29 protein-coding genes are annotated in these 25,662 nt (G+C 54.0%); 19 read left to right on the forward strand and 10 right to left on the reverse strand.

Going from position 1 to position 25,662, the window contains the following annotated elements; all coding sequences use genetic code 11:
* Complete coding sequence (locus PanJK_RS22270; protein ID WP_265303057.1) at positions 1–777, forward strand: glycosyltransferase family 2 protein; 777 nt, start codon at positions 1–3, stop codon at positions 775–777.
* Positions 774–1,259, forward strand: a complete 486-nt coding sequence (gene coaD, locus PanJK_RS22275) for a pantetheine-phosphate adenylyltransferase (RefSeq protein ID WP_265303059.1) — start codon at positions 774–776, stop codon at positions 1,257–1,259. The genes PanJK_RS22270 and coaD overlap by 4 nt, the downstream gene beginning before the upstream one ends.
* A gap of 1 nt (position 1,260) precedes the next feature.
* On the opposite strand, the gene mutM is transcribed toward coaD, so the two are convergent.
* The 4 genes from mutM to radC form a co-directional block, all read right to left on the reverse strand.
* Positions 1,261–2,070 carry a bifunctional DNA-formamidopyrimidine glycosylase/DNA-(apurinic or apyrimidinic site) lyase gene (gene mutM / locus PanJK_RS22280; RefSeq protein WP_256697843.1) on the reverse strand — a complete coding sequence of 270 codons (810 nt, stop codon included), beginning with the start codon at positions 2,068–2,070 and terminating at the stop codon, positions 1,261–1,263.
* Between the two features lie 69 nt (positions 2,071–2,139).
* Complete coding sequence (gene rpmG, locus PanJK_RS22285; protein ID WP_001051798.1) at positions 2,140–2,307, reverse strand: 50S ribosomal protein L33; 168 nt, start codon at positions 2,305–2,307, stop codon at positions 2,140–2,142.
* A gap of 11 nt (positions 2,308–2,318) precedes the next feature.
* Positions 2,319–2,555 carry a 50S ribosomal protein L28 gene (gene rpmB / locus PanJK_RS22290; RefSeq protein ID WP_007885297.1) on the reverse strand — a complete coding sequence of 79 codons (237 nt, stop codon included), beginning with the start codon at positions 2,553–2,555 and terminating at the stop codon, positions 2,319–2,321.
* 243 nt (positions 2,556–2,798) lie between these two features.
* Positions 2,799–3,455 (reverse strand): RadC family protein, encoded by a 657-nt coding sequence (gene radC, locus PanJK_RS22295; RefSeq protein WP_256697844.1) that lies wholly within the window; start codon positions 3,453–3,455, stop codon positions 2,799–2,801.
* A 185-nt stretch (positions 3,456–3,640) separates the two neighbouring features.
* On the opposite strand from radC, the gene coaBC reads away from it, so the two are divergent.
* The 3 genes from coaBC (at position 3,641) to slmA (ending at position 6,010) form a co-directional block, all read left to right on the forward strand.
* A complete protein-coding gene (gene coaBC, locus PanJK_RS22300; RefSeq protein WP_265303073.1) occupies positions 3,641–4,861 on the forward strand; it encodes a bifunctional phosphopantothenoylcysteine decarboxylase/phosphopantothenate--cysteine ligase CoaBC in 1,221 nt (406 codons plus the stop codon).
* Positions 4,839–5,297 (forward strand): dUTP diphosphatase, encoded by a 459-nt coding sequence (gene dut, locus PanJK_RS22305; protein ID WP_008109745.1) that lies wholly within the window; start codon positions 4,839–4,841, stop codon positions 5,295–5,297. The genes coaBC and dut overlap by 23 nt, the downstream gene beginning before the upstream one ends.
* A 116-nt stretch (positions 5,298–5,413) precedes the next feature.
* Positions 5,414–6,010: a nucleoid occlusion factor SlmA gene (slmA, locus tag PanJK_RS22310; protein ID WP_007885293.1), complete on the forward strand. Its 597-nt coding sequence runs from the start codon at positions 5,414–5,416 to the stop codon at positions 6,008–6,010.
* A 41-nt stretch (positions 6,011–6,051) separates the two neighbouring features.
* On the opposite strand, the gene pyrE is transcribed toward slmA, so the two are convergent.
* Together pyrE and rph are read right to left on the reverse strand one after the other, a co-directional pair.
* Positions 6,052–6,693 carry an orotate phosphoribosyltransferase gene (gene pyrE, locus PanJK_RS22315; protein ID WP_008109749.1) on the reverse strand — a complete coding sequence of 214 codons (642 nt, stop codon included), beginning with the start codon at positions 6,691–6,693 and terminating at the stop codon, positions 6,052–6,054.
* A gap of 49 nt (positions 6,694–6,742) precedes the next feature.
* Positions 6,743–7,459 (reverse strand): ribonuclease PH, encoded by a 717-nt coding sequence (gene rph, locus PanJK_RS22320; RefSeq protein WP_061720334.1) that lies wholly within the window; start codon positions 7,457–7,459, stop codon positions 6,743–6,745.
* A 144-nt stretch (positions 7,460–7,603) separates the two neighbouring features.
* On the opposite strand from rph, the gene PanJK_RS22325 reads away from it, so the two are divergent.
* On the forward strand, positions 7,604–8,788 hold the full coding sequence (locus PanJK_RS22325) for a NupC/NupG family nucleoside CNT transporter (RefSeq protein ID WP_265303078.1): 1,185 nt from the start codon (positions 7,604–7,606) through the stop codon (positions 8,786–8,788).
* Between the two features lie 31 nt (positions 8,789–8,819).
* On the opposite strand, the gene PanJK_RS22330 is transcribed toward PanJK_RS22325, so the two are convergent.
* Positions 8,820–9,263 carry a DUF3574 domain-containing protein gene (locus PanJK_RS22330; protein ID WP_265303080.1) on the reverse strand — a complete coding sequence of 148 codons (444 nt, stop codon included), beginning with the start codon at positions 9,261–9,263 and terminating at the stop codon, positions 8,820–8,822.
* A gap of 156 nt (positions 9,264–9,419) precedes the next feature.
* Between PanJK_RS22330 and PanJK_RS22335 the strand changes: the two genes are divergently transcribed.
* The 7 genes from PanJK_RS22335 (at position 9,420) to PanJK_RS22365 (ending at position 15,687) form a co-directional block, all read left to right on the forward strand.
* On the forward strand, positions 9,420–10,283 hold the full coding sequence (locus tag PanJK_RS22335) for a YicC/YloC family endoribonuclease (RefSeq protein ID WP_256697848.1): 864 nt from the start codon (positions 9,420–9,422) through the stop codon (positions 10,281–10,283).
* A gap of 425 nt (positions 10,284–10,708) precedes the next feature.
* Complete coding sequence (lpxP, locus tag PanJK_RS22340) at positions 10,709–11,632, forward strand: kdo(2)-lipid IV(A) palmitoleoyltransferase (protein WP_008109757.1); 924 nt, start codon at positions 10,709–10,711, stop codon at positions 11,630–11,632.
* Between the two features lie 368 nt (positions 11,633–12,000).
* Positions 12,001–12,471 carry a TolC family protein gene (locus tag PanJK_RS22345; RefSeq protein ID WP_265303083.1) on the forward strand — a complete coding sequence of 157 codons (471 nt, stop codon included), beginning with the start codon at positions 12,001–12,003 and terminating at the stop codon, positions 12,469–12,471.
* A gap of 144 nt (positions 12,472–12,615) precedes the next feature.
* Positions 12,616–13,758 carry an alanine racemase gene (locus PanJK_RS22350; protein WP_265303139.1) on the forward strand — a complete coding sequence of 381 codons (1,143 nt, stop codon included), beginning with the start codon at positions 12,616–12,618 and terminating at the stop codon, positions 13,756–13,758.
* Positions 13,759–13,869: 111 nt separating this feature from the next.
* A complete protein-coding gene (locus tag PanJK_RS22355) occupies positions 13,870–14,265 on the forward strand; it encodes a polyketide cyclase (RefSeq protein WP_256697850.1) in 396 nt (131 codons plus the stop codon).
* A 436-nt stretch (positions 14,266–14,701) separates the two neighbouring features.
* Positions 14,702–14,968: a hypothetical protein gene (locus tag PanJK_RS22360; RefSeq protein WP_256697851.1), complete on the forward strand. Its 267-nt coding sequence runs from the start codon at positions 14,702–14,704 to the stop codon at positions 14,966–14,968.
* Between the two features lie 74 nt (positions 14,969–15,042).
* Positions 15,043–15,687 (forward strand): oligosaccharide flippase family protein, encoded by a 645-nt coding sequence (locus tag PanJK_RS22365; RefSeq protein ID WP_256697853.1) that lies wholly within the window; start codon positions 15,043–15,045, stop codon positions 15,685–15,687.
* A gap of 80 nt (positions 15,688–15,767) precedes the next feature.
* Here PanJK_RS22365 and PanJK_RS22370 read toward each other — a convergent pair whose 3' ends face one another.
* Positions 15,768–16,460, reverse strand: coding sequence for a response regulator transcription factor (locus PanJK_RS22370; RefSeq protein WP_256697854.1), 693 nt, complete (start codon positions 16,458–16,460; stop codon positions 15,768–15,770).
* Between the two features lie 291 nt (positions 16,461–16,751).
* Here PanJK_RS22370 and PanJK_RS22375 point away from each other — a divergent pair, with 291 nt between their 5' ends.
* Positions 16,752–17,369, forward strand: a complete 618-nt coding sequence (locus tag PanJK_RS22375) for a trimeric intracellular cation channel family protein (protein WP_008109765.1) — start codon at positions 16,752–16,754, stop codon at positions 17,367–17,369.
* On the opposite strand, the gene ligB is transcribed toward PanJK_RS22375, so the two are convergent.
* Positions 17,283–19,052, reverse strand: coding sequence for an NAD-dependent DNA ligase LigB (gene ligB / locus PanJK_RS22380; protein ID WP_265303087.1), 1,770 nt, complete (start codon positions 19,050–19,052; stop codon positions 17,283–17,285). The genes PanJK_RS22375 and ligB overlap by 87 nt on opposite strands.
* 240 nt (positions 19,053–19,292) lie before the next feature.
* Here ligB and gmk point away from each other — a divergent pair, with 240 nt between their 5' ends.
* Genes gmk through recG form a run of 5 tightly spaced genes read left to right on the forward strand, consistent with a single transcriptional unit; the run spans position 19,293 to position 25,155 of the window.
* The gene (gene gmk, locus PanJK_RS22385; protein ID WP_265303089.1) at positions 19,293–19,916 is read left to right on the forward strand and encodes a guanylate kinase; all 624 of its coding nucleotides are present in this window, start codon (positions 19,293–19,295) and stop codon (positions 19,914–19,916) included.
* 57 nt (positions 19,917–19,973) lie between these two features.
* Positions 19,974–20,249 (forward strand): DNA-directed RNA polymerase subunit omega, encoded by a 276-nt coding sequence (rpoZ, locus tag PanJK_RS22390; RefSeq protein WP_007885265.1) that lies wholly within the window; start codon positions 19,974–19,976, stop codon positions 20,247–20,249.
* A 20-nt stretch (positions 20,250–20,269) separates the two neighbouring features.
* Positions 20,270–22,381, forward strand: a complete 2,112-nt coding sequence (gene spoT / locus PanJK_RS22395; RefSeq protein ID WP_256697858.1) for a bifunctional GTP diphosphokinase/guanosine-3',5'-bis pyrophosphate 3'-pyrophosphohydrolase — start codon at positions 20,270–20,272, stop codon at positions 22,379–22,381.
* A gap of 3 nt (positions 22,382–22,384) precedes the next feature.
* Positions 22,385–23,080 (forward strand): tRNA (guanosine(18)-2'-O)-methyltransferase TrmH, encoded by a 696-nt coding sequence (gene trmH / locus PanJK_RS22400; RefSeq protein WP_176971639.1) that lies wholly within the window; start codon positions 22,385–22,387, stop codon positions 23,078–23,080.
* Positions 23,077–25,155, forward strand: a complete 2,079-nt coding sequence (gene recG, locus PanJK_RS22405; protein ID WP_265303094.1) for an ATP-dependent DNA helicase RecG — start codon at positions 23,077–23,079, stop codon at positions 25,153–25,155. The genes trmH and recG overlap by 4 nt, the downstream gene beginning before the upstream one ends.
* Here the strand turns inward: recG and PanJK_RS22410 are convergent.
* Positions 25,152–25,637 (reverse strand): MarR family winged helix-turn-helix transcriptional regulator, encoded by a 486-nt coding sequence (locus tag PanJK_RS22410; protein ID WP_265303097.1) that lies wholly within the window; start codon positions 25,635–25,637, stop codon positions 25,152–25,154. The genes recG and PanJK_RS22410 overlap by 4 nt on opposite strands.
* Between the last annotated feature and the right edge of the window lie 25 nt (positions 25,638–25,662).

A 25,662-nucleotide genomic window follows, 5' to 3' on the forward strand; every position in this document is an offset into this window, starting at 1 on the left:
ATGTCGCAACGCCAACGTCTCTCCGTGGTGATGATCGCCAAAAACGAAGCTGAACTGCTGCCGGAGGCGCTGGCTTCTGTCAGTTGGGCGGATGAGATTGTGGTGCTGGATTCTGGCAGCAGCGATAACACGGTGCAGGTGGCTCGCGAACAGGGCGCGCAGGTGTTCCAGGCTGAAGGCTGGCAGGGATTTGGCAAGCAGCGCCAGCGCGCGCAGGCCCATGCGCGAGGCGAGATGATTTTGATGATCGATGCCGACGAGCGTGTGACGCCAGAACTGCGTCGCGCTATCGAGCAGGTTCTCGCGCAGCCCGCATCGGACAACGTTTACAGCCTTGGTCGCAGCAATCTGTTTCTCGGCCGCTTTATGCGCCACAGCGGCTGGTATCCCGACCGCGTCATGCGTCTTTATCCGCGCAAGCTCAATTACAACGACAATCTGGTACACGAATCACTCGAGACGCAAGGTGCGCCGGTAGTGAAGCTGGCGGGCGATCTGCAACATCTCACCTGCCGCGACCTGATTGCGTTTCAGCGTAAGCAGATGAACTATGCCGAAGCCTGGGCAAATGAGCGTTTCCAGCGCGGCAAACGCTGCGGCTTGTTCTCGATCTTTAGCCACACGCTCGGCGCGTTCGTTAAAACGCTACTGCTGCGCGCCGGTTTTCTTGATGGCAAACAGGGCTGGATCCTGGCGGTGGTTAACGCGCAGTACACTTTCAACAAATACTCGGCGCTCTGGGCGCTGCATCACACCTCAACACAAGGTCGCGTATGAGTACCAAAGCGATTTATCCCGGCACCTTTGATCCCTTTACTTTGGGTCATCTGGATATTGTGACGCGAGCAGCGAAGATGTTTGACCGCATCGTCGTGGCGATTGCCGCCAGCCCGAGTAAAAAGCCGCTGTTCACTCTGGATGAGCGCGTAGATATGGCGCGTCAGGTGACGACACATCTGCCGAACGTCGAAGTGATTGGGTTTAGCGACCTGATGGCGAACTTTGCCCAGGCGCAGAGTGCCAATGTGCTGGTGCGTGGATTGCGTGCGGTATCGGATTTTGAATATGAGCTGCAGCTGGCGCAGATGAATCGCCATCTGTTGCCCACGCTGGAAAGCGTGTTTCTGATGCCGTCAGAAGGTTTCTCGTTCGTCTCTTCTTCGCTGGTCAAAGAAGTGGCGCGCCACGCCGGTGACGTGCAGGCATTTCTGCCTGCCGTGGTGCACAAGGCGTTACTGGCGCGGCTGGCACAGCCTTAACTCAGTGCTGACAGCGTGGACACCAGAAGGTGCTGCGCTGGCCATGCTTGCCGCTGACAATCGGCGTACCGCAGGCGCGACAAGGTTCACCGGTGCGACCGTAAACCTGCAGCTCTTGCGCAAAGTAGCCCGGCTTACCGTCAGTTTGCAGGAAATCACGCAGCGTGGTGCCGCCCTGCTCAATCGAGCGCAGCAACACCGCTTTGATGGTGTTAACCAGCAGTTCCGCCTCTTCCTGACTTAAACTCATCGCCGAACGATCGGGCAAGATCCCGGCGGTGAACAGCGATTCGCTGGCGTAGATGTTGCCGACGCCCACCACCACTTTGTTATCCATCAGCCACTGTTTAATCACGGTGCGTTTGCCGCGCGACTTTTCAAACAGATAAGCGCCATCAAATTCGTTGCTGAGCGGTTCCGGACCGAGATGCGCCAACACGCTGCTGCCTGCAAGGTCACTGCTCCACAGCCAGGCGCCAAAGCGACGTGGATCGGTGTAGCGCAGCACTTTGCCGTTGCTCATCACCAAATCGACGTGGTCATGTTTAGCGGCCGGTTGTTCGCCGGGAAGCACACGCAGGCTGCCGGACATGCCGAGGTGAATGATGATCCAGCCATGCGGCAGTTCGAGCAGCAGATATTTAGCGCGACGCTGCACGCTTAATACTGGTTGATCACTCAGCGCGTGGATTTCATGCGAGACCGGCCAGCGCAAACGTGGATTGCGCACCACTGCATGCAGAATCGTGGCACCCACCATATGGGGTTCGATACCGCGACGACTGGTTTCTACCTCAGGTAATTCAGGCATCTCATCTCCTCAACGAATCGCAGAAACAAAAAACCCGGCCGAAGCCGGGTTTTTCACAGAAAACTAAAATTACTTAATTTTAGCTTCTTTGTAGATCACGTGCTGACGTACAACCGGATCGAACTTTTTCAGTTCTAATTTCTCTGGTTTAGTACGCTTGTTCTTCGTGGTGGTATAGAAGTGACCTGTACCAGCAGAGGAAACCAGCTTGATCTTCTCACGAATACCTTTAGCCATGATTCAGTTCCTTAGTACTTCTCACCACGGGCGCGGATTTCGGTCAGAACCGTATCGATGCCCTTTTTATCAATAACACGCATACCTTTAGCAGATACACGCAGAGTAACGAAGCGCTTTTCGCTCTCAACCCAGAAACGGTGAGAGTGCAGGTTCGGCAGGAAACGGCGTTTCGTCGCGTTCATTGCGTGGGAACGGTTGTTACCCGTTACCGGACGCTTTCCAGTTACCTGGCAGACTCGTGACATTTCTATTCTCCAAAAATCAAATCAGCTCGAGCTTTAAAAACTAGGTTTTGGCCGCCTCGTCAGGCCTTAGCCCGCCCAGGCGAGTTCCATGTGAACCCGCTAAGCTGGCCCAAACGCCAAACCCGAGATTCTCAAAGGTGGCGTAGTATACGCCGCTCAGCCCAAGTGCTCAAGTCCCGAACAGATAAAGATCCCTCTGGATCGCGCAAAAATGCCCTATTTCTGTTCAGTTGAATCGATGAATTACAACCAACCGCGCTCGGCGAAAGAGGTAAACTCGCCGTGACCGATCACCAAATGATCAAGTAAACGGATATTGAGCAGCGCGCAGGCTTGTCCTACTTTTCCGGTAATTTCGCGATCGGCGCGGCTGGGTTCAGCGATGCCCGACGGGTGATTGTGCGCCAGAATCACCGCTGCCGCGTTGAGTTTCAGCGCTTCGCGCACGATTTCGCGCGGATGAACTTCCACGCTGGCAATCGTGCCGGAGAACATCTTCTGCGCCTGCAACACGCGGTGCTGGTTATCAAGGAACAGCGCCATAAACACTTCGCGCTCCTGATGCGCCAGCACGCTTTGCAGGTAATGGCGCGTCACCTGTGGATTCTCCATCACATTCTCACGCGCCAGCTGGCTGGCAAAAAATCGCCTTCCCAGTTCAGCTATGGCATACAGCTGCGTCATTTTGGCGCTGCCCACCCCTTTAATCTGCCCGAGCTCCTCTTTGCTGGCCGTCATAATGCGATAGAGCGAACCGAACTCGTTCAACATCTGATGTGCCAGCAGCAGCACGCTGGTGCCGCTAATACCGGTGCGCAAAAAAATCGCCAGCAGCTCAGCATCACTTAGCACTTCGGCGCCCATTAACATCAGTTTTTCCCGTGGTGCCAGTTCCGTCATGACCATCTTCTCCCTGCGTTGCGGCGATTCTGCGCGTCAGCCACATTCAGCGCCAGCACCCATTGAACGATTTCAGAGCCGGCTCGCAAAGGCCGCAGGCAGTGAAAAGGCGCGTTGCGGATTTTGTGATAAAGTTGCCTGCATCTGCCGCCCCTGACGCGGCAATCTGCTTTGAGGCGAACAACATGACGGGATTAGCCGGAAAGAAAATTCTGCTGGGTGTGAGCGGCGGCATCGCTGCGTATAAAGCGCCGGAGCTGGTGCGTCGGCTGCGCGATCGCGGTGCGGATGTGCGCGTAATGATGACCGAAGCGGCCAAAGCTTTTATTACCCCGCTGAGCCTGCAGGCGGTTTCCGGTTATCCGGTATTTGATGATTTGCTCGACCCAGCGGCGGAAGCGGCAATGGGCCATATTGAATTGGCAAAATGGGCCGATTTGATTGTGCTGGCGCCGGCAACCGCCGATCTGATTGCCCGCATGACGGCCGGTATGGCGAATGATTTGGTCACCACCGCGTGTCTGGCAAGCGCCGCGCCCGTTGCCATCGTCCCGGCCATGAATCAGCAGATGTACCGCGCGGCGATCACACAAGAGAACCTGCAACGTCTGCATCAGCGCGGCGTGTTGATTTGGGGACCCGACAGCGGTAGCCAGGCGTGCGGCGATATGGGTCCCGGCCGCATGCTTGATCCGCTGGCAATTGTGGCGCACGCGCTGGAATGGGCTGCGCCCGTCAACGATCTGCAACATCTCAACATTATGATCACCGCCGGTCCAACACGTGAAGCGCTGGACCCGGTGCGTTATATCAGCAATCACAGCTCGGGTAAGATGGGCTTTGCGATTGCGGCTGCGGCAGCAAAACGCGGTGCGAAGGTGACGCTCGTTGCCGGTCCGGTGGCGCTGCCAACACCAGCTGGCGTGCAACGCGTGGACGTCGACAGCGCGCTGGAGATGGAAGCAGCAGTGATGGCGCAAATCCAGCAACAACATATTTTCATTGCTAGCGCAGCCGTGGCAGACTACCGGGCGGCTAACATTGCCGCAGAGAAAATCAAAAAACAGGGTGGCGACGATAGCGTCACGCTGCAGTTGGTGAAGAACCCCGATATTGTCGCAGGCGTGGCGACGCTGCAGAAAAATCGCCCTTACGTTGTGGGATTTGCTGCCGAAACCCAGAATGTGGAAGAATACGCGCGGCAAAAACGGGTGCGGAAAAACCTGGATCTGATTTGTGCCAACGATGTGGCGCAGGCGGGTCAGGGCTTCAATAGCGACACCAATGCTCTTCACCTTTTTTGGCAGGAAGGAGAAAAAGTCTTACCGCTCAACGATAAGACGCTCCTTGGCCAACAATTAATAGACGAGATTGTCAGCCGTTATGATGAAAAAAATCGACGTTAAAATTCTTGATGCACGTGTGGGTAATGAATTCCCGCTGCCGACTTATGCAACCTCTGGTTCCGCAGGTCTCGATTTACGCGCCTGCCTGGATGATGCACTGGAAATCGCACCAGGCATGACCACGCTGGTACCCACCGGTCTGGCGATCCACATTGGCGATCCAGGTCTGGCAGCCGTGATTCTGCCGCGCTCCGGTCTTGGCCATAAACATGGCATCGTGCTGGGCAACCTGGTCGGCTTAATCGATTCCGATTATCAGGGCCAACTGATGGTTTCCGTCTGGAACCGTGGTCAGGATAGCTTCACGCTGCAGCCAGGCGACCGTTTGGCACAGCTGGTCTTCGTGCCGGTCGTGCAGGCCGAATTTAACCTGGTGGAAGATTTTGACACCAGCGATCGCGGCGCAGGCGGCTTCGGTCACTCAGGCCGTCAGTAACACGCGACACTTTTCGCTTAGCCATCTTTTTATTTCTTGTCGCCACAGGCCGCTATGTCTGTGGCAGATGAGGCAGTATTGCCTGTTTTTGGTGAATTTCAGGGGTGTTGAAGGTCATGGCAGAAAAAAAAGTCGCGAAACGGAATCGTCGCGAAGAGATTTTGCAGGCGCTGGCACAAATGCTGGAGTCGGGCGATGGCAGTCAGCGCATCACCACTGCGAAGCTGGCCGCCAATGTCGGCGTATCGGAAGCGGCGCTCTATCGCCACTTTCCCAGCAAAACGCGTATGTTTGACAGCCTTATCGAGTTTATTGAAGACAGTCTGATTACCCGCATCAATCTGATCCTTAAAGATGAAAAAGAGACGCTGACGCGACTGCGTTTAATCGTGCAGCTGATTCTGGGATTTGGTGAGCGTAATCCGGGGCTGACGCGTATTTTGACCGGCCACGCGCTGATGTTTGAACAGGATCGCCTGCAAGGGCGTATCAACCAGCTGTTCGAACGGATTGAAGTACAGCTGCGTCAGGTGATGCGCGAGAAGAAAATGCGTGATGGTGAAGGTTTCCAGAACGACGAAACGCTGCTGGCGAGCCAGTTGCTGGCGTTTTGTGAAGGGCTGTTGTCGCGCTATGTGCGCTCGGAGTTTCGTTTTCGTCCGACCGCAGATTTCGATAGCCGCTGGCCGCTGATGGCTGCGCAGTTGGTTTAAAAGACCAGGTCGGCATTTATGCCGACCTCATTACCGAATAATTAAATCCCATACTCTTTGCGATACGCGCGCACTTTCGCCAGATGATCAGCCATCTCCGGTTTCTCTTCCAGATAATCAATCAGCTCAGCCAGCGTAATGATTGCGGTGACTTTGCATTTATAGTCGCGTTCCACTTCCTGAATCGCCGAAATATCGCTGCGGCCGCGTTCCTGACGATCCAGCGAAATCAACACGCCCGCTAACGTCGCGTTATGCGCACTGATGATATCCATTGATTCACGAATCGCGGTGCCGGCGGTGATCACATCATCCACCAGCATCACTTTGCCTTGCAGCGGGCTGCCGACCAGCAAACCGCCTTCGCCGTGATCTTTGGCTTCTTTGCGGTTAAAGCAGTAAGGCACATCACGCTCATGATGATCGGCCAGCGCTACCGCAGTAGTGGTAGCAATCGGGATGCCTTTATACGCCGGGCCAAACAACAGGTCGAAATCAACACCGCCGTCGACCAACGCCTGTGCGTAAAAGCGGCCTAACAGCGCTAAATCGCGACCAGTATTAAACAGACCGGCATTGAAGAAATAGGGGCTTTTACGTCCCGATTTCAGGGTGAACTCACCAAACTTCAGCACCCCTTTGTTCAGGGCGAATTCAATAAACTGACGCTGCCAGGCTTTCATTTCTCACTCCTCAAATAAAGAAAAGGCGACTCTATGGTCGCCTGTTACATCAATTAGTTAGCGCCGCTTTCTGCGCCTGAATCAACTGCTCAATGCCGCCTCGCGCCAGCGCCAGCAGCTGCAGTAACTCGTCGTGGCTGAAGGGTTCACCTTCTGCGGTGCCTTGCACTTCAATCATGCGACCGTCTTCGGTCATCACCACGTTCATGTCAGTTTCTGCGGCGGAATCTTCCACATATTCCAGATCGCATAACGCTTCACCGCCGACGATGCCCACAGAAATCGCCGCCACCATGCCTTTCAGCGGGCTGGCTTTCAGCTTGCCAGCAGCCACCAGCGCATTCAACGCATCGGCCAGCGCCACGCAGGCACCGGTAATGGATGCGGTACGCGTGCCGCCATCGGCCTGAATCACGTCGCAATCCAGCGTGATGGTGAATTCACCCAGCGCTTCCAAATCCACTGCCGCGCGCAGTGAACGGGCGATCAGACGCTGAATCTCCAGCGTACGGCCGCCCTGTTTGCCTTTGGCCGCTTCACGCGCCATGCGGCTGTGGGTAGAACGCGGCAGCATGCCATATTCAGCGGTAATCCAGCCTTGACCTTTGCCTTTGAGGAAACGCGGCACGCTCTCTTCGACGGTTGCGGTGCACAGCACTTTGGTTTCGCCGAACTCAACGAGCACAGAGCCTTCTGCATGTTTGGTGTAGTGACGAGTGAGTGTGACGGGACGTGTTTCAGATGCACTACGGCCTGCTGGACGCATGGTTTCTCTCCGGCTTGCTTAGGTTTGGCTGCGCATTATACGGACTTCAGCTGCGGCTGTCCTGCCCGCGATCGCCACAATCCTGGATGAAATTCTGTGGTGGCTGTGGCTAAATGCGCGTTTCCTCCCTAAAAAAGATAAATGATGATCGCGATACTCCATTTCCTGCTGGCGCTGGTGGTGATCTTTGCCCTTGCGCTGTTGGTCAGCCACGACCGCAAACACATTCGTCCCCGCTTTATTATTCAGCTGCTGATTGTTGAAGCGGCGCTGGGCTGGTTCTTCCTGCACTCGGCGGGCGGCCAATCGGTGGTCTCTGCGGTGAGCGGCTTCTTTGAGACCTTATTAACCTACGCCGCGCAAGGGACCAACTTTGTCTTCGGTAATATGGCGGATCAGGGATTAGCCTTTATTTTCCTCGGCGTGCTCTGCCCAATTGTGTTTATTTCCGCACTGATCGGCATTTTGCAGCACTGGCGCATTCTGCCGCTGCTGATTCGCGCGGTTGGCACTCTGTTGTCGAAAGTGAATGGCATGGGCAAGCTGGAGTCGTTTAACGCTGTCAGCACCTTGATTCTCGGCCAATCGGAGAACTTCATCGCTTATAAAGGCATTCTCGCCGATATCTCTGCGCCGCGTATGTACACCATGGCGGCGACGGCGATGTCGACGGTTTCGCTGTCGATTGTTGGCGCATATATGTCGATGATTGATGCCAAATATGTGGTTGCAGCGCTGCTGCTCAATATGTTCAGCACCTTTATTATCCTCTCGATCATCAATCCAACCCGCCCGGAAAACGAAGAGCAGATTGCGCTGGATAAGCTGCACGAAGATCAGAGTTTTTTTGAGATGCTGGGCGAATATATTCTCGCCGGTTTTAAAGTGGCGATGATCATCATGGCGATGCTAATTGGTTTTATCGCGCTGATCGCGGCGATCAATGCGCTGTTCGCGGCGCTATTTGGCTACAGCTTCCAGCAGCTGCTCGGCTACGTTTTCTATCCATTTGCGTGGCTGGTAGGCATTCCGTCCGCTGATGCCTTGCAGGCAGCGAGTATTATGGCCACCAAACTGGTGGCAAATGAATTTGTCGCGATGATCGAGCTGAAGAAAGTGGCGTCTGAGATGACGCCGCGCGGACTGGGGATTCTGTCGGTGTTCCTGGTTTCGTTCGCTAACTTCGCCTCGATCGGCATCGTTGCCGGTGCGATTAAAGGCCTGAACGAGAAACAGGGCAATGTGGTTTCACGCTTTGGCTGGAAGCTGGTGTATGGCTCCACGCTGGTGAGTTTGCTCTCGGCCGCGTTCGCCGGACTGTTTATCTGATAACACATGGCGGCTGCATGGCCGCCATTTTTTAAAACGCCACGCACACCAGTGAATCAACCCGCATCACCGATTCCTGCTCAAAGCGCTTTTTATACACGTCACGCAGCTTATTGATGCTCTCAGAACTCGCCACATCCGGATTGTGAATCAGCATCAGCGCTTTGCTGTTTTCCCGCGCCAGCTTGCCGTTCTCGCCCAGCCACTGCCCTTTTGCGTCATATACCGATAAACCGTCTTTGAAACGCGGCGTCACATCGTTATCAACAAACTGCTGCCATTCGCTGCTGCTGACAATGCCACCTTTCGGTTTGTTCATGCCAAACCACAGCGTGGTTTGCATCATCACGTCACCCGAACCGCATACCGCGACCGGCGTAGTGTTGGGCGGGATCTGTTGCGTTATGGTCGACGGTGCCTGACAGCCCGCGAGCAGTAAGGTTAATAAAGCAGGAAGAGCCAGAGAGCGGAACATCACTTCATCCTTTTAAGCGAACCAGCGCTAAGCATAAGTGTCTGTCAGCAAAAGGGGTAATTTTTTGTTATTCAAGCTTAAGTGCGCTTATGCCTGTTAGCGTCGAGGCTGCCTCGCTATACTTCACCCAACATTTCTGAAAAAGAGAAGACGACTATGATCCGCAGTATGACCGCTTACGCCCGCCGCGAAGCCAAAGGCCACTGGGGCAGCGCCGCCTGGGAAATCCGTTCGGTTAACCAGCGCTATCTGGAAACCTATATCCGTCTGCCGGAGCAATTTCGTGGTCTGGAGCCAGTAATCCGCGAGCGCATCCGCAATCGTCTGACGCGCGGTAAAATCGAGTGCAACCTGCGTTATGACGCCGATGCCAGCGCGCAAGGCGAACTGCAGCTGAATGAATCGCTGGCCAAGCAGCTGGTGCAGGCCGCCAACTGGGTGAAGATGCAGAGTGATGAAGGCGCGATTAATCCGCTGGATATTCTGCGCTGGCCGGGCGTAATGTCCGCGCAAGAACAGGATCTCGACGCTATTAATGCTGAGCTGCTGGTGGCGCTGGATGGCGCATTGGATGACTTTATCGAAGCGCGTGAAAGCGAAGGTACCGCGCTGAAAGCGATGATTGAACAGCGTCTGGAAGGCGTATCGCACCAGGTCAGCAAAGTGCGCGCGCAGATGCCAGAAGTGATCAAATGGCAGCGCGAGCGTCTGGTGACCAAGCTGGAAGAAGCCGAAGTGCAGCTGGAAAATAATCGCCTCGAGCAGGAACTGGTAATGATGGCGCAGCGCACCGATGTTTCGGAAGAGCTGGATCGTCTGGATGCGCACGTCAAAGAGACCTACAACATCCTGAAAAAGAAAGAAGCCGTTGGCCGCCGCCTCGACTTTATGATGCAGGAGTTCAACCGCGAGTCGAACACGCTGGCTTCGAAATCGATTAACGCTGAGATCACCACATCAGCGATTGAGCTGAAAGTGCTGATTGAGCAGATGCGTGAGCAGATTCAGAACATCGAATAGTTTAGCTTCCACAAAGCCCGCAATGCCGCGGGCTTTGCTACTTCATCGATTGATAGCAGAATCGCTCTGGTAGAGAATCATCCACACCCGGATAGCGTATGTTTTCCGCCGCTAGCGTTAGTGAATTGTCAGCAATGATAAAAAAACATTTCTAAAGTGATGTTAAGCGAGCGAAAATAGGCAGCAAACCAAATACCCCCTGTAATTAACCATCTGTAAGTAAACAATAAAATCATTTTGATCGCCATTAACCTGCTAATAGTCGCCTCATCAATGATTTCCTTTAATCTTAAAGATTGTGGAGATCGCGTTTCTTTGACGGCACTATTTGTTAATCTACTGGTCGTAATTAGAACAGTTGTACCGCCAGGAACTCATGGACCCTCTTCTTAGTGCGATACATTTTCTCCCGACATGAAGGCGTTATGACGAAATCCAGGCAGTTCCGTTCCAAACTTCTGCATCCCCGCTATTGGTTTACCTGGTTTGGGCTAGGTGTGCTGTGGCTGCTGGTGCAACTTCCTTACCCTATTCTGATCCGGCTTGGCGCTGGCGCTGGCAAATTGTCACGTCACTTCCTCAAGCGTCGCGAACGCATCACCCGCCGTAATATCGAGCTGTGCTTCCCCAATATTGATGAAGAGAAGAAAGAAGCGATGATCGCCGGCAACTTCGAATCTCTGGGAATGGCGCTGGCAGAAACCGGCATAGCCTGGTTCTGGTCCGATGCACGCGTACGTCGCTACTTCAAAGTCAGCGGTCTCGAAAATTTGCAGCACGCCCAGAGCCATCAGCGCGGTGTGATGGTAATCGGTGTGCACTTTATGTCGCTGGAGTTGGGCGGCCGCATTACCGGTTTATGCCAGCCAATGATGGCGATGTACCGTCCGCACAATAATCAGGCGATGGAGTGGGCACAAACCAAAGGTCGCATGCGTTCAAATAAGGCGATGATTGACCGCCGCGATTTGCGCGGCATGGTGCAGGCGCTGAAAAAAGGCGAAGCGGTGTGGTTCGCACCGGATCAGGATTACGGCCCGAAAGGCAGCGTGTTTGCCCCGCTGTTTGCGGTTAAACAAGCGGCGACTACCAACGGCACCTTTGTGCTTTCTCGTCTGGCGAAACCGGCGATGCTAACCATCGTGCTGATTCGCAATCAGGATAAAAGTGGTTATCAGCTGATCATTCAGCCAGAACTGGAAAATTATCCGTATGAAGATGAGGCCGCTGCCGCTGCTTATATGAATCGCGTCATCGAGAAAGAAATTCTGCGCGCACCCGATCAATACCTGTGGCTGCACCGCCGCTTTAAAACCCGCCCGCCGGGTGAAGCGTCTCTTTATATCTAATCTCTTGATGCAGCAGGTTTTCGCCTGCTGCTCATTTTCTCTACTCACATTTAACAACCATTCTTAACGAAAAACAGGTTTGTCAAAATCTGCCCTGCCTCTTGTAATGGTCGCCTCCTCCTCTCTTTGACCAGAACCATGACACAGCACTTTCATTGCAAATTTGTCGCACTGGCCGTTGCCACTGCGCTGCTGGCCAGTTGTGCCAATTCACACGGCTTACACACCAAAAACACGCTGCTTGATGCAACGCTCTGCAAGACAATCAATCCCTGAAAGATGCACATTTTAGCGCCGCGAATTGGCCGAAAAGTGAACGGTGGCAAAGCTTTGACGATGCTCAACTCAATCAGCTGATTAATGAGGCGATGGCTTCCAGCCCGGATTTACTGGTGGTCAACGCGCAGGCGGATAAAGCCAATGCGCAGGTGATTGCCGCCGATGCTGAGCGCTATCCGAATGTCGATCTCAACACCGGCATTACGCGCTCGCGCGTGGCAAAAGTGAATGATCCGCTGCTGGAGGGCAAAAGCTACAGCACGCTGCGCACCGCTAGCGTTGGATTGAGCTACACCTTTGATTTGTGGGGCGGCAAAAAAGATGCCGCTGAAGCCGCGCTGGGGCAAGCACGCGCCAGCGAGCTAGATCGTCAGGCCAGCCAGTTAACGCTAGCCGCGAACGTGACGCGCGCGTGGGACAACCTTAATCTCGCCTGGAATAATGCTGAACTGGCACAGCAGAATCTTGAGCGGGCTGCGGGTATCGCCAACATTCAACAGCAATATGTTAGCGCCGGACTCACTTCCGGGCTCAACAGATCAATCTTGCGGTGGTGTTGATTGAGGATTTGGGCGGCGGATTCCAGAGCGGCAGCTCTCAAGTTTGAAAAGGTCGCCATGAATGTGCAAATTTTGCCGGCTGGCATTCTGACGAGCATTGATGAATCATAGTCCGCACTGTGTAATCACCTGCGGACTATTATGATGGAACAGAATATTGAGGCTGGCTGGTTGCGGCCTCTGATCGCCGACCGACTAACGCCTTACCTCGAAATTGACGCCGCTCGCCTGCAGCGTAACCTGCAACAGATGCAGCAAAAAGCCGATGCCGCTGGCGTCGCGCTGCGCCCTCACATCAAAACCCATAAAAGTGTCTGGATTGCTGAGCAGCAGCGCATGCTCGGCGCGCGTGGTATTACCGTATCTAAACCGAGTGAAGGCATCGCTTTTATTCTGGGTGGCGAACGCGATCTGCTGCTGGCTTATCCGATAGTGCATGCCGGGACGCTGAAAGAGCTGTTAGCGGTGGCCGCACAACATCAGGCGCGCATTACCTGCATTGCTGATAGCGCTAATGGTGTAGCGGCCATAGCAGCTGCACATCAGCGCCAGTCCGATTGTCAGCTGGCGTTAGCCATCAAGGTAGATGTGGGATTGCACCGCATCGGCGTTGATCCGCACAGCGATACGGTCATTACGCTGGCGCAGCAGATTCAGGATGCGGGCCTTACTTTTTCTGGTCTGGTTTCACATGCTGGTCACGCTTATGGCGCGGGCAACGCCACGGCGATTGCAGAAGTGGCCATGCAGGAAATCGCACTGATGCAGGATCTTCAACAGCGCCTGATTTCCGCCGGTTTTGCGCACTGCCCGATTTCGGTCGGTTCAACGCCAACAGCATTGGCGGCGCCCGTCGCACAGGGCAGCGATGAAATCCGTCCAGGCAACTATGCGTTGCTCGATCTCACCGCATGGCGTTTGGGTCTCAGCACGCCAGATGCATTGGCGCTGAGCGTGGTGACGCGCGTGGTGGCCGTCAATCCGCACTTCGCCATTATCGATGCCGGTTCCAAAATGCTTAGCTCAGACAAAGGCCCGCACGGCACCAATGCCAGCGGATTTGGTATCGCCGTGGATGAGCATGGCAATCACTTTGAAGTGTTGAAGCTGTCGGAAGAGCATGGTTTCCTGCAATACGCCGAGCAGGCGCCAGCCGTTGGTACGCTACTGCGCATTTTCCCTAACCATAGCTGCGCAGTGGTTGCGCAGTCCGATCGCTTCGTGCTGCGCCATGCTGATGGTGCGGGTGAAGAGCAGGACATTCAGGGGCGCGGCAAGTTTATCTGATTACAGCGTTTTCACGGAAACCGCTGCTGTCCCACACTTCCATGACCGGGCCGTTTGCAGCCCGGTATCAGCGTGCTTTAATGACTTCTTGTTAGCTCATCAGGAGGTTCCATGCTGCCATCTCAGACAGTCACACTCACGGTCCCACGCAACTGGTTAGATTTGTATGAAACCATCTGGAAACCTGAATGCTTTGCCAAATGGGCTAGCGGACTCAGCGCCAGTACGCTGACGCAGGAAGGGAACAGCTGGAAAGCCAAAGGTCCCGAAGGAACGGTGAAGATTCGCTTTACCCCACACAATCCGTTTGGCGTGATGGATCACTGGATTGATAACGGAAACGGTAAAGAGATTTATATGCCGATGCGAGTAATTGCTAACGAGCAAGGCGCAGAAGTGGTGATGGTGGTTTACCGTCAACCATTCATGTCTGACGAGAAGTTTGCCGGGGATGTAGCGTGGGTAAAACGCGACCTCGAACAGCTTCTCCATCTGTTAACTCATTAGAATCAATGGATTATGCAGTGCTCGCCTCTTTAACGCATGCTGGAATCAATCAATAAAAATCGGTTACTTTTTTGCTCAGTAGCGTTTAACTGTTTTGTTCAAACCTTCATGTGTTTATCTGTTATTCACCAGCCCGGCTTAAGCATCCTCAGCAGGAAAATTCCTGGTGAGGATGTGCATGAAAATGCTGAGTCACTCTGATTTATCAAAGTTTTTTCTAATTACCTCTAACATTTCTTCATTCACCAGTCCTGAATGAAGAAATGTACTAATAAATAGTAAATCACTCGCCTTATACATTCTGATGCAAATTCTGAAACCATTTATTCCTGCGGTCTATTTATAGGAGTTTTCTGATGGTGTTAATTTAATTAAAACACGGTATAACTCTTTCCACACACAGCAGTAACCATAATAACAACAGCCGGGAAATAACATGGATCGCTCAACCTATCCTTTGTTATCAGAAAAAGAATTTGTTGAGATTGCCAGGCGGATGCTGGCCGGGGAATATATAAACGCAAAGGGATTTTATAATGATCTTACGGATTTCCTCCGCACAGGAGGAGATACCATTAAGACAACAACACCATTAAGCGCCAGGGGCATCTTTATTAATTCAGAACATCATTTAATTGCGAGCATCTTTACGTGGCAAAACCTGAAAGGTATATCAGGGTTGCGTCAGGAATCGCTGCATTAATGTGACCTGTGCTTTGGCCTGTGGCTAGAGTAAACCCTTAATTGCACTGGTACATGTACCATAATGAGCAGGATATGGCGATAAGAGAAAAAAATCTGACCAACGCTAAATGGTCAATTTTGTCATCGATTAAAATCGTCGGCATTGGTGTTTTACAACTTTCACTTCTGGCACAAATACTCCAGGCAAACGAGTTAGATCTACTCGCCATTGCTATTGTGATGTTATTAATTATTGATACGCTGGCCGATCGCGGATTTGGTAATAAAATTATTAGAAGTAAAAACCTGAATAACAGCGATCTCTCAATATTGTATTGGGGGAATGTATTAAGCGGACTGGCAATATTTGCTGCACTGTTTATCGGCAGCGATATTTCCAGTCGTATAATGAATCAGCCCGAAATGGCAATCATGCTGGAGATGATGTCGGTCATATTCATCATTATTCCGCAGGGACAACATTATCGCGCCATATTACAGCGAGAAAACCAATTTTCGCGTATCGCTTTTGCGGAAATATCTTCTGTGCTGGTGGGATTGGGCGTCACGCTGTTTACCGTGTGGCTAACACCTTCAGTGCTATGCGCCATCTGGGGCTACCTCGCGATGGTATCCATCAGAATGCTGATCTACTGCTACTACGGGCGCTCCTGGTTCCAGCCAGAATACCGTTTTAGCCTGAAAAGTTTCGCTAACGTGCGAGCAAGAAACGGATAATAAAAACAAGTCTGTATGGTGGGCTCTGGGCATCTGAAAAGATGCGTTCGCGTGCTGGTCGCCAGCACGCTTTTTTCTTTTTAGGCTTCCAGTAACTCTTCCAGTGATTGGAAACTGAGTTCACTTAACTTGCCGTTACGCTGTAAGCGCAGCCAACTCACTATCATGCGTAACTCATCAATCACCATATACAGATCGGCCATATCATTTTTGCTTCTAACCTGCAGTCGCGACAATGCATTGAGCTTGTGTGCATTCACGGTTTTATGACTGATGCCTAAGCGGATGCCGATGTGCTCGATGCTGTAACCCCACGCCAACATCAGTAGCACCCTTAATTGCCTGTCTGGCAGAAGAATATCCGCGCCTTCTACTAACTGAATCTGGGCATTGGTATTGATGCTGGTGAGCAGGCGGCTGGAAAGCATTTGGCGCGAGGATTTTAAATCCAAAACAGTGAGAGAAGGCAGATAACGACTGAGCGCATGCATCAGCGGTAACAAACGTCGCGTGAGGACCACGATTTGCATCGCGGGAAACTGCTGCTGCAAAGCGTAAAGCACTTTTAAGGTGCCGGTTAGCGGCATATTTTCATGAAAGATACAGACCAGCAAACGCGGTTTCATCTTCTCACACTTCGCCATCACCGTGCTGAGTGACCACAGTTCATGCACCTGACACGCCACAGGTAACCTGGACAAAAGACTCTCAAGCCCCAGCGCTGCCAGTTTGTCAGAGGAGAAAAAGAGAATGTCTTCGTTGCGAGTTTTCATGCCTGTCCAATAGTTGCTATGCGTGATACCTGAGAGCGGAAAGCCGGGTTTATTTGCCAGTAATCACGTACGACACAAACTGGATGGAACTTAAGAAGAAAGGCTCTTAGCCTCTTCGCATCATTTATACTTATGCGAAAAGGTCATTAACTCTCGATTTATCCCGCCCGTTAAGCCTGTTAGCATGCTCGCCATCAAAATGCCTAATCCGATAGCACGGTATTTAGAAAATCTCAGTGGTCTACACTCTGGGAAATCTTTAGCCTTGCCGCCAATTTATTGGAGTGCTCTATGTTATTAACCGTTCTCTATATTATTGGTATTACAGCCGAAGCCATGACCGGCGCGCTGGCGGCAGGACGTCGTAAAATGGACCTGTTTGGCGTAATCATCATCGCTTCGGTCACCGCCATTGGTGGCGGTTCGGTGCGTGACATTCTGCTGGGCCACTATCCGCTCAGCTGGGTTAAGAACCCGGAATACATCATGATCGTTGCTGCGGCTGCGGTTGTGACCACTTTTGTTGCGCCGCTAATGACGCACCTGCGCAAAGTGTTTCTGGTGCTGGATGCGCTGGGTTTGGTGGTGTTCTCCATTATTGGCGCCCAGGTTGCGCTGGATAGCGGCCACGCTTCCATCATCGCCGCCATCGCCGCCGTAATCACTGGCGTGTTTGGCGGGGTGCTGCGGGATATGTTCTGCAACCGCATTCCGCTGGTGTTCCAGAAAGAGCTGTATGCCGGGATCGCATTCGCCTCGGGCTGGATGTACATCCTGTTGCTGAAAACGCCGCTGGCGCATGAAGCGGTGGTGATCATCACGCTACTGTTCGGCTTTTTCGCCCGCTTGCTGGCGCTGCGTTTCCGCCTCGGCTTGCCGATCTTCAACTATCCCCATCCTGAGCACTGAGTCAGTGGCAGGAATCTCCTGCTGCTGCAGAAAGTGAATCAACTGCTGCAGGTGCGCATCCTGCAGCATCATCACAATCCGCTGCGCCAGCACGCTTCCGATGCCGGGCAACTGCTGCCAGCTCTCCGCCGTTCGCGTCAGCAACTGCGACCACTGCACATCCGGTAACGCCTGTAACGCTGCGCGCGGCAGTGGTAAGCCAAGCGCACTCACCCAGCGCCGCAGCGGCTGCTGGCGCGTCAGGTTAAAGCGGTGCCAGATAAGTTGCGCGCGAGCTGGCGTGATGCCATTGGCTTGCGCAATCTGCTCGGGCGTCAGCGTCAGCCACGAAAAGAGATGGGTGATAGCGCCGCTATCCAGCAGGCGCTGCCAGCTGCTGCGCTGTACGCCCACAATATCGAGTACTGATTTCTGGCTGAGCCAGCTGAGGCGAGACAAAAACTGCGCCCGGCAGTCTGCACTAAAGTGCAGACAGGTTAAGCCGTTGAATTCGCCATTCTGTGGAGACGCTGGATAATCGCGCTGCGCCACGCGCCAAATCACCCGCTCCAGTCGCGGAATGCCTAAACCTGCCAGCGTGAGTGTCACCTCATCACCTGCTATTACATCTAATTCACGCCAGCGTCGTAGTGAACCAATGTTTACCCGGCGTACGGTTTTGTCCTCCAGTTGCACCGGTATCAGATTCAGCACCACGGCGACCTTGCCCGTGCGCCCCACATTGAAATCCACTGACAGCACTTCGCTGCTGACTTCCGCCGGTTGATATTTCCATGCCGCTGACCAACTGCCCTGACCAGGCTGCCAGTCGCGCCCTGCGCTGAGCGGTGGCTGATGGATTACCACGCCGTCGGTGACAAACGGCAGCGATTCGCGGAACCAGCGATCGCGCCACACCGCAACTTCCTCTTCATTACTCACCTGACGGCTCCAGCTCTGCGCCAGCCCAAATCCCCATTGTGTGAGCTGCGCCAGACGATCGGGCATCGAATTTGGCCCATCCGGCCACGCCCAGATAAATATGCCAAGTCGCGCAAGCAGCGGGCTATTGTCGTGACGCATCATCGCCCCCGCCACCTGAGCACGCGCGTTCTTGCCACCGTCGCGCCACTGTTGATGATCGGTCATTTGCAGAAACAGCTCACCTTGCAGCACCACTTCCTCACGCAAAGTATCCAGCCGCTGCGGAATGGAGGGAATATGTGCGGATTTGGCCAGCCACTCTTCGCCACGCAAACCATCGCCGCGGCTGATCAATGACGCCAACTTGCCTCGCCGATACACCAGGGTGACGGCGACGCCATCGACTTTCGGCTGCAGCCATAGCGCAGATTTATCCTGCATCCAGTACGCCACCGCCAGCTTGTCGCGCAGTTTGCGCACGCCGGTATGCGCCACCGGATGATGCGTGCTGCCATCGGTGGAGAGTTGTGCATCGTAGGTGGCTTGCGCCGGCGTGAAACAGCGCTGCCACTGCTGTAATCGCTGTTGCAAGCTGTCGTAATCGGCATCGGTCACCAGATTGGTGCCCTGCCGGTAGTACGCGTCATCCCATTGTCGTAGCTGGGTTTGCAGTTGTGCGATTTCCTGCCCCGCACGCACCGGCGACCAGTTCGGGCAGAGCGCTTCGGCCCAACAACCGATGCTGAATAAGCAACACAATAAACTCAGACATCCTTTCATCTTCGCTCTCCTTTTTCGCTATTGGAGAGCGCAGCGCAGCCATTTACCAGCCATGAAAATTGCGCGCTGGAGGCAGATTCCAGAGATTAATTCGCTGTTGCAGCCTGCTACATCAGCCTTTGGCGCGGCTTCACAGAAAAAAGAATTGCCTCAGCCAAGCGGCAAACGCTGCGTGACCACCCCAAGCCGTGTATACTGTGCAGGAAATCGACTCCGCTCTTTACTCAATTCAAGATAACCATGGCTCAAGGCACGCTTTATATAGTTTCCGCCCCCAGCGGCGCGGGTAAATCCAGCCTGATTCAGGCGCTGTTAAAGACACAACCGCTGTACGATACGCAGGTGTCTATTTCTCATACCACCCGTGGCGTGCGTCCCGGTGAAGCTCATGGTGAGCACTACTATTTCGTCTCTAAGTCCGTATTCGAGACCATGATTGCCACAGACGACTTCCTCGAACATGCGGAAGTGTTTGGCAATTATTACGGTACGTCACGCGCGGCGATTGAGCAGGTGCTGGCGACCGGCGTGGACGTCTTCCTGGATATCGACTGGCAAGGTGCGCAGCAAATTCGCCAGAAAATGCCTGCCGCACGCAGCATCTTTGTGCTGCCGCCTTCTACCGAAGAGTTGGACCGTCGCCTGCGTGGCCGCGGTCAGGACAGCGAAGAGGTGATTGCCCGTCGTATGCAACAGGCGGTGGCAGAAATGAGCCACTACGCCGAGTATGACTATTTAATTGTTAATGATGATTTCGATCTGGCGCTGTCAGATCTGAAAACCATTATTCGCGCAGAACGTCTGCGTATGGGTCGCCAAAAATCGCGACATGATGCTTTAATCAGCAAACTATTGGCAGTCTGAATTCACTTTCAGTATTATGCCCAGTCATTTCTTCATCATCTGTGGAGTAGCACACCTATGGCACGCGTAACCGTTCAGGACGCAGTAGAGAAAGTTGGTAACCGTTTTGACCTGGTGTTGGTCGCTGCACGTCGTGCACGTCAGATGCAGGTAGGCGGTAAAGATGCGCTGGTTCCGGAAGAGAACGATAAGCCAACCGTTATCGCCCTGCGCGAAATCGAAGAAGGTCTGATCACTACCCAGATTCTGGATGTCCGTGATCGTCAGGAACAGCATGAGCAGGAAGCCGCTGAGTTACAAGCCGTTACCGCTATCGCTGAAGGTCGTCGTTAACAGCACTTCGCAGGTCGCCCTTGTATCTGTTTGAAAGCCTCAATCAACTGATTGAAAAATACTTGCCTGAGGAGCAAATCAAGCGCCTCAAGCAAGCTTATCTAGTCGCGCGTGATGCTCACGAGGGTCAAACACGCTCCAGCGGCGAGCCTTATATCACCCATCCTGTTGCTGTTGCCTGCATTCTGGCCGAGATGAAACTCGACCATGAAACGCTAATGGCGGCGCTGCTGCATGACGTGATTGAAGATACGCCCGCCACTTACCAGGACATGGAACAGCTGTTTGGTAAAAGCGTTGCCGAACTGGTGGAAGGTGTATCCAAGCTCGATAAGCTGAAGTTCCGCGACAAGAAAGAAGCGCAGGCTGAAAACTTCCGCAAAATGATCATGGCGATGGTGCAGGATATCCGTGTCATCTTGATCAAACTGGCTGACCGCACGCACAACATGCGCACGCTCGGCGCGTTACGTCCGGATAAAAAACGCCGTATCGCGCTGGAAACGCTGGAGATTTACAGTCCTCTGGCGCACCGCCTTGGTATTCATCACCTGAAAACAGAACTGGAAGAGCTCGGCTTTGAAGCGCTCTACCCGAACCGTTTCCGCGTGATTAAAGAGGTGGTGAAAGCGGCGCGCGGTAACCGTAAAGAGATGATTCAGAAGATCCTTGCTGAAATCGACGGTCGCTTACAGGAAGCAGGCATTCCCTGCCGCGTAAGTGGACGCGAAAAACATCTCTACTCGATCTACCGCAAAATGCACCTGAAAGAGCAGCGTTTTCACTCGATCATGGATATCTATGCTTTTCGCGTCATCGTGAAAGATCTGGATACCTGCTATCGCGTGCTCGGACAGATGCACAGCTTGTACAAACCGCGTCCCGGACGCGTCAAAGATTACATCGCCATTCCCAAGGCCAACGGCTATCAATCGCTGCATACTTCAATGATTGGCCCGCACGGCGTGCCGGTTGAAGTGCAGATCCGTACCGAAGATATGGATCAGATGGCAGAAATGGGTGTGGCAGCACACTGGGCGTATAAAGAGAGCGGCGAAGTCAGCGGCACCACCGCGCAGATTCGTGCTCAACGCTGGCTACAAAGCCTGCTGGAGCTGCAACAAAGCGCCGGTAGCTCATTTGAATTTATCGAAAGCGTGAAATCCGATCTCTTCCCGGATGAGATCTACGTGTTCACGCCGGAAGGCCGCATCGTCGAATTACCTGCTGGCGCCACGCCGGTCGATTTCGCCTATGCAGTGCATACCGATATCGGTCATGCCTGCGTCGGCGCACGCGTCGATCGCCAGCCTTACCCGCTGTCACAATCGCTGACCAGCGGTCAAACCATTGAAATCATTACCGCGCCGGGCGCTCGCCCGAACGCTGCCTGGCTCAATTTTGTCGTCAGCTCGAAAGCACGCGCCAAAATCCGTCAGCTGCTGAAAAACCTCAAACGTGAAGACTCCGTCAACCTTGGTCGTCGTCTGTTGAGCCACGCGCTCGGCGGCAGCAAGAAGCTGGCAGAGATTCCAGTTGAGAACATTCAGCACGAACTTGAGCGCATGAAGCTGATCGCTATCGATGATTTGCTGGCAGAAATCGGCTTAGGCAACGCCATGAGCGTGGTGGTGGCGAAGAACTTGCTGCAATCCGGCAATGAAGAGCCGCAGAGCAATAGCAAACGTAAAAAGCTGCCGATCAAAGGCGCGGATGGCGTGCTGATTACCTTCGCCAAATGCTGCCGTCCGATTCCTGGTGACCCGATTGTGGCGCACGTCAGTCCCGGCAAAGGTTTGGTGGTGCATCACGAATCCTGCCGTAACATTCGCGGCTACCAAAAAGAGCCTGAAAAGTTCATGCCGGTAGAGTGGGATAAAGTGACCGATCAGGAATTTGTCGCTGAGATTAAAGTCGACATGTTCAATCATCAGGGCGCACTGGCGAATCTGACTGCGGCAATCAACACCGCCGGTTCCAATATTCAGAGCCTGAATACCGAAGAGCGTGATGGTCGCGTGTATAGCGCCTTTATCCGTCTCACCGCGAACGATCGCGTCCATCTGGCAAATATTATGCGCAAAATCCGCGTAATGCCGGACGTGATCAAAGTTCACCGCAACCGTAATTAGTCCATGAACGCTCAACGTTTTGCCCGAATTCAGGAGATGCTGGCCCTGCGCCAGCACGATCTCACCGTCTGCATGGAACAGGTGCATAAACCGCATAACGTCTCGGCAGTGATCCGTACCGCCGATGCGGTGGGCATTCATGAAGTGCACGCCGTCTGGCCAAGCGTGCGTATGCGCACCATGGTTTCCGCTTCGGCTGGCAGCAATAGTTGGGTGAAGGTCAAAACGCATCTGCATATTGCAGATGCGGTGCGTCATCTGAAGGATGAAGGCATGCAGGTGCTGGCGACCAATCTGTCGGCCAAAGCGGTAGATTTTCGCGACATCGATTACACCAAACCGACCTGCATTCTGATGGGGCAGGAAAAAACCGGTATTACCGCTGAAGCGCTGGCGCTGGCCGATCAGGACATCATTGTGCCGATGGTCGGCATGGTGCAGTCGCTCAATGTCTCGGTGGCTTCCGCGCTGATTTTGTATGAAGCACAACGTCAGCGACAGAATGCCGGCATGTATCAACGCACCTACAGCCTGCTGGATGAAGATGAGCAACAGCGTTTGCTGTTTGAAGGCGGTTATCCGGTGCTGGCGCGCGTCGCCAAACAAAAAAATCTGCCTTATCCGTACATCAATGGCCAGGGCGAAGTGGAAGCCGATGCCGATTGGTGGGCCACCATGCAATCGACGGGTAGAAAATGAAAGGCCGTCTGCTGGATGCCATCCCGCTCAGTACCCTGACCGGCGTCGGCGCCAGTCAGGCGGGCAAGCTGGCCAAACTTGGCCTGTTTACCATTCAGGATTTACTGCTGCATCTGCCACTGCGCTACGAAGACCGCACCCAACTGTATAAAATCAATGACCTGCTGCCGGGCGTTTATGCCACGGTGGAAGGTGAAGTGCTGAACAGCGAAATCACATTTGGTCGCCGCCGCATGTTGGTGTGCCAGATCAGCGATGGCAGCGGCATGCTGACCATGCGCTTCTTCAATTTCAATGCCGGGATGAAAAACAGCCTGTCGCCGGGCCGTCGCGTTACCGCCTATGGCGAGATTAAACGCGGTCAGCGCGGTGCTGAAATCATTCATCCCGAGTATCGCGTGCAGGGCGAACAAGGCGGCGTTGAGCTGCAGGAAACCCTGACGCCGGTTTATCCCACCACCGAAGGCATTCGTCAGGCAACACTGCGCAATCTCACCGATCAGGCGTTGACGCTGCTGGAAAGCTGCCCGATTGCCGAGCTGCTGCCGTCAGAACTGAGCGGCGGGCTGATTAGCCTGCCGGATGCCCTGCGAACGCTGCATCGTCCGCCGCCGGATTTGCGTCTGAGCGAGCTGGAAACCGGCCGCCATCCGGCACAAAAACGTTTAATTCTGGAAGAGCTGCTGGCACATAACCTCAGCATGCTGGCGGTACGCGCCGGTGCGCAGCGCCATCATGCGCTGCCGATGACGGCGCGCCACGAGCTGGTTGATCAGCTGCTGGCGGCGCTGCCCTTCTCGCCAACCGGTGCGCAAAAACGCGTGGTGGCAGAAATCGAAAAAGATCTGGCCAACGATTTTCCGATGATGCGCTTGGTGCAGGGCGATGTTGGCTCCGGCAAAACGCTGGTGGCCGCTCTGGCGGCACTGAACGTCATCGCGCACGGCAAACAGGTGGCGCTGATGGCGCCGACTGAACTGCTGGCCGAGCAGCATGCCAACAATTTCCGCCAGTGGTTTGCACCGCTGGAAATCGAAGTGGGCTGGCTGGCGGGTAAGCAGAAAGGCAAAGCGCGTGAAGCACAGCAGGAAGCGATCGCCAGCGGCCAGGTCGCGATGGTGGTCGGCACCCACGCGCTGTTCCAGGAGCAGGTAAAATTCAACGGCATGGCGCTGGTAATCATCGATGAACAGCACCGCTTTGGCGTACATCAGCGCTTAGCCTTGTGGGAAAAAGGTGAGGAACAAGGTTTCCATCCGCATCAGCTGATCATGACCGCCACGCCGATTCCGCGCACGCTGGCAATGACCGCTTACGCCGATCTCGATACCTCCACCATCGACGAATTACCGCCAGGCCGTACGCCGGTCACCACGGTGGCGATTCCCGATAGCCGCCGCAGTGAGATCATTACCCGCGTGCAAAGTGCCTGTCACGAAGGACGTCAGGCTTATTGGGTATGTACGCTGATTGAAGAGTCGGAAGTGTTGGAAGCGCAGGCTGCGGAAGCAACGTGGGAAGAGCTGAAAGTGGCCCTGCCCGATTTGCAGATTGGTCTGGTGCACGGCCGCATGAAGCCCGCCGAAAAACAGGCGGTAATGGCGGCGTTTAAGGCCAATGAAATCCAGCTGCTGATTGCCACCACGGTTATCGAAGTGGGCGTGGATGTGCCGAATGCCAGCCTGATGATTATCGAAAACCCGGAACGTCTCGGTTTGGCCCAGCTGCATCAGCTGCGCGGCCGCGTGGGCCGTGGTGCTGTCGCCTCACACTGCGTGTTGCTGTACAAAGCGCCGCTCAGCAAAACCGCGCAGAAGCGTTTGCAGGTGCTGCGCGATAGCAACGACGGCTTCGTGATTGCTCAGCACGATCTGGAGATTCGTGGTCCAGGTGAGATGCTCGGCACACGTCAAACCGGCAACGCCGAGTTTAAAGTGGCGGATTTGCTGCGCGATCAGGGCATGATTCCCGAAGTTCAGCGCGTGGCGCGTCATATCCACCAGCACTATCCCGAGCAGGCGCAGGCACTGATTGAGCGCTGGCTGCCGGAAACCGAGCGCTACAGCAACGCTTAATCTGACGTTATCGCTTTATCGATAGCCATAAAATCCCCGACAAATTTCTGCAGCAGACGCGCCAGCTCGGCGCGCTCTTCATCCGACCAGCTGGCAAACAGGTTCTGATAGATCTGCGCGCGCGCCGCATCGATCTTGTCGGTCATCGCTTTACCTGCCGCCGTGATCACCGCTTCATTCACCCGTTTGTCTTTGGCGTTTTTCTGCCGCTGCGCCAACCCTAACTCCTCCAGCTTCGCCACCTGACGACTCACCGTGGTGTAATCACGCCCGGCACGCTCCGCCAGTTCGACCACGCCAATTGGGCCGAAGCGACCGATCTGAATCAGCAGAGGAAACAGCGCGCGATCGAGCTGAATATTCGACTCTTTTATCAGTAATTCATCACGTTGCGGACGGTTGAAGGTTCCAACAATCATCAGCAGCGCATTATGTAGATCATCGAATGCTGCACTATTATGTGTATTTTGCACACTTTTCATTGACGTTATCCCGAGGCAAGCCTAA

The sequence above is a fragment of the Pantoea sp. JK genome, from assembly GCF_026130245.1.
Classification (GTDB): domain Bacteria; phylum Pseudomonadota; class Gammaproteobacteria; order Enterobacterales; family Enterobacteriaceae; genus Pantoea; species Pantoea trifolii.

Bases quoted from the DNA above. Each gene is read 5' to 3' on its own strand.
- gmk (WP_265303089.1), top strand. From the start codon at position 19,293: ATGGCTCAAGGCACGCTTTATATAGTTTCCGCCCCCAGCGGCGCGGGT.
- ligB (WP_265303087.1), bottom strand. From the start codon at position 19,052: ATGAAAGGATGTCTGAGTTTATTGTGTTGCTTATTCAGCATCGGTTGT.
- PanJK_RS22335 (WP_256697848.1), top strand. From the start codon at position 9,420: ATGATCCGCAGTATGACCGCTTACGCCCGCCGCGAAGCCAAAGGCCAC.
- trmH (WP_176971639.1), top strand. From the start codon at position 22,385: ATGAACGCTCAACGTTTTGCCCGAATTCAGGAGATGCTGGCCCTGCGC.
- rpmG (WP_001051798.1), bottom strand. From the start codon at position 2,307: ATGGCTAAAGGTATTCGTGAGAAGATCAAGCTGGTTTCCTCTGCTGGT.
- rph (WP_061720334.1), bottom strand. From the start codon at position 7,459: ATGCGTCCAGCAGGCCGTAGTGCATCTGAAACACGTCCCGTCACACTC.
- dut (WP_008109745.1), top strand. From the start codon at position 4,839: ATGATGAAAAAAATCGACGTTAAAATTCTTGATGCACGTGTGGGTAAT.
- pyrE (WP_008109749.1), bottom strand. From the start codon at position 6,693: ATGAAAGCCTGGCAGCGTCAGTTTATTGAATTCGCCCTGAACAAAGGG.
- radC (WP_256697844.1), bottom strand. From the start codon at position 3,455: ATGACGGAACTGGCACCACGGGAAAAACTGATGTTAATGGGCGCCGAA.
- PanJK_RS22410 (WP_265303097.1), bottom strand. From the start codon at position 25,637: ATGAAAAGTGTGCAAAATACACATAATAGTGCAGCATTCGATGATCTA.
- PanJK_RS22345 (WP_265303083.1), top strand. From the start codon at position 12,001: ATGGCTTCCAGCCCGGATTTACTGGTGGTCAACGCGCAGGCGGATAAA.
- mutM (WP_256697843.1), bottom strand. From the start codon at position 2,070: ATGCCTGAATTACCTGAGGTAGAAACCAGTCGTCGCGGTATCGAACCC.
- PanJK_RS22270 (WP_265303057.1), top strand. From the start codon at position 1: ATGTCGCAACGCCAACGTCTCTCCGTGGTGATGATCGCCAAAAACGAA.
- PanJK_RS22365 (WP_256697853.1), top strand. From the start codon at position 15,043: ATGGCGATAAGAGAAAAAAATCTGACCAACGCTAAATGGTCAATTTTG.
- lpxP (WP_008109757.1), top strand. From the start codon at position 10,709: ATGACGAAATCCAGGCAGTTCCGTTCCAAACTTCTGCATCCCCGCTAT.
- slmA (WP_007885293.1), top strand. From the start codon at position 5,414: ATGGCAGAAAAAAAAGTCGCGAAACGGAATCGTCGCGAAGAGATTTTG.
- coaD (WP_265303059.1), top strand. From the start codon at position 774: ATGAGTACCAAAGCGATTTATCCCGGCACCTTTGATCCCTTTACTTTG.
- PanJK_RS22360 (WP_256697851.1), top strand. From the start codon at position 14,702: ATGGATCGCTCAACCTATCCTTTGTTATCAGAAAAAGAATTTGTTGAG.
- rpoZ (WP_007885265.1), top strand. From the start codon at position 19,974: ATGGCACGCGTAACCGTTCAGGACGCAGTAGAGAAAGTTGGTAACCGT.
- PanJK_RS22330 (WP_265303080.1), bottom strand. From the start codon at position 9,263: ATGTTCCGCTCTCTGGCTCTTCCTGCTTTATTAACCTTACTGCTCGCG.
- rpmB (WP_007885297.1), bottom strand. From the start codon at position 2,555: ATGTCACGAGTCTGCCAGGTAACTGGAAAGCGTCCGGTAACGGGTAAC.
- PanJK_RS22325 (WP_265303078.1), top strand. From the start codon at position 7,604: ATGATCGCGATACTCCATTTCCTGCTGGCGCTGGTGGTGATCTTTGCC.
- PanJK_RS22375 (WP_008109765.1), top strand. From the start codon at position 16,752: ATGTTATTAACCGTTCTCTATATTATTGGTATTACAGCCGAAGCCATG.
- coaBC (WP_265303073.1), top strand. From the start codon at position 3,641: ATGACGGGATTAGCCGGAAAGAAAATTCTGCTGGGTGTGAGCGGCGGC.
- recG (WP_265303094.1), top strand. From the start codon at position 23,077: ATGAAAGGCCGTCTGCTGGATGCCATCCCGCTCAGTACCCTGACCGGC.
- PanJK_RS22350 (WP_265303139.1), top strand. From the start codon at position 12,616: ATGGAACAGAATATTGAGGCTGGCTGGTTGCGGCCTCTGATCGCCGAC.
- PanJK_RS22370 (WP_256697854.1), bottom strand. From the start codon at position 16,460: ATGAAAACTCGCAACGAAGACATTCTCTTTTTCTCCTCTGACAAACTG.
- PanJK_RS22355 (WP_256697850.1), top strand. From the start codon at position 13,870: ATGCTGCCATCTCAGACAGTCACACTCACGGTCCCACGCAACTGGTTA.